Annotated in this window: 2 protein-coding genes and 1 pseudogene; all 3 read left to right on the top strand. The window is 32.4% G+C overall.

The annotated features are described in order from the left end of the window. Positions 1-305: pseudogene (locus COO03_RS23815) on the top strand (RNA-guided endonuclease IscB); the annotation flags it as partial. A 438-nt stretch (positions 306-743) separates the two neighbouring features. After that, positions 744-953, top strand: coding sequence for a DUF6366 family protein (locus COO03_RS23810; protein WP_097899467.1), 210 nt, complete (start codon positions 744-746; stop codon positions 951-953). A 166-nt stretch (positions 954-1,119) separates the two neighbouring features. Next, the gene (locus COO03_RS23805) at positions 1,120-1,665 is read left to right on the top strand and encodes a GNAT family N-acetyltransferase (protein WP_097899466.1); all 546 of its coding nucleotides are present in this window, start codon (positions 1,120-1,122) and stop codon (positions 1,663-1,665) included. Positions 1,666-1,700 lie beyond the last annotated feature (35 nt).

The following is a 1,700-nucleotide window of genomic DNA, read 5'->3' as shown; positions in this document are numbered from 1 at the left end:
AATTTAGAAAGAAAAAACGTGCCCTGCATGAAGCAACCGCAAGAAAAGGAAGAAAAACAAAGAATACACGTGCAAAACGGAACAAGAAAAACACATCACATATAGATGGAATCTATTTAGGTGATAAAGTAGAGGTATTTGGACAAGTAGGATTTGTGACAGGATTTACAGGAAAAATGGTATACGTACAAAATATACATGGACAATATATAAAAAATCCTTCTAAATCTTATAAGCAAGTGAAGATGTCAGATATGGAACGTATACACCATACGAACAATTGGCAGTTCTTACACATCAGTTAGGCTAGGCCTAACCGAAATTCATCCCCATCTTACCGCTGGGTTCTTGCCCGTCACGCGCTTGAAGATGGGGGCTTTTTTCGGAAATACGTTAAAATAAAGTTACGATGTTTCTATAAGCTTTTAATAATAAATTAGTTTAAAATAAAAGACTATATACTATACGCGAAAGAATATAAACAGGGGAATTATATGCAAGGATTTGATTGGTTTTAGAGGAAGACGAAGCCCATAGCGGGAGGCGTATCCGCAGATGCGAAGTATCGAGGACCTTAGAGAATAAGAATAATTAACTAAACAAGCGATTATAAATAAAATAAAAACAATCAGCTATCTAGACAAATGTAGCTTTGTAAAAAAGTTTGACTATTAAGGAAATATGAAATAAACTCTAAATTCTTATAATTCAGTAAATGATGAGTTGGTGTTGGAGGTGATTACATGGGTTCAAAAGAAACAGCAGAAGAAAAAAGAGAACGCTTAAGACAAAACGAATTAAAAAATAACCCTACAGGTTCTCTGAATGATGGATTAAAGAGATCCGAAAATGGTAATCTAGTTGATTTAGTAGGCGGTATGGGGTGGAAAGGTACAGGTATATTAATTTTAGTGTTAATTTTAGGCTATATTATATACAATTATTTGCTCTAAAATGAAAGTTTACTAAGGTAAGGATTTTTAATCAAACTTTATCATTTTAACCGAGAAGACCCTTTCCTCTAAACGAAGTGAAGGTGGGGGTAGTTCAATACAAAGTAACAGTATGTGTAATTTTTTAGGTAATATGAAATCATTCTATAGGTGAAAGGAACGTATTATGAGAATTAACAAACGAGAATTTTATGTGAATAGAATAAATTATATGATTAGATCCGCAATTGATAAAGATGCAAAAGATTTGTCTGAATTAAGATTACAGATTGACGGAGAAACTGAAAATTTGGATAGAGAAAAAGGGGAGGGATTCATTGATACAGCGGGATTTAAAGAGATTATAAAAACGGACACTGAAAGTCCAAAGAACTTATTTTTAGTCGCTGTAGTGAACGATCGGATTGTTGGATTTTCAAGATGTGAGGGAGTTTATTTAAAGCGATTCTCTCATAAAGTAGAATTTGGAGTATGCGTATTAAAAGATTTTTGGGGATATGGAATTGGTAAAAACCTTTTAAAAGAATCTATATCTTGGGCTGACGCCAATGGTGTTAAAAAAATCACTCTAAATGTTTTAGAAACAAACGATAAAGCGATTAAACTGTATGAGAGACTTGGTTTTGAAATTGAAGGTATATTAAAAAATGACAAAATCCTTTCCGATGGTAAATACTATAACACCATTATTATGGGAAGATTGAATCGGTAATATCTTATAAAACTACATATATATACATCAATTAA

This window comes from Bacillus sp. AFS098217 (assembly GCF_002551815.1).
Lineage (GTDB): Bacteria > Bacillota > Bacilli > Bacillales > Bacillaceae_G > Bacillus_A.
The sequence above is the reverse complement of the archived record's forward strand: the minus strand, read 5'-3'. Positions and strand labels throughout refer to the sequence as shown.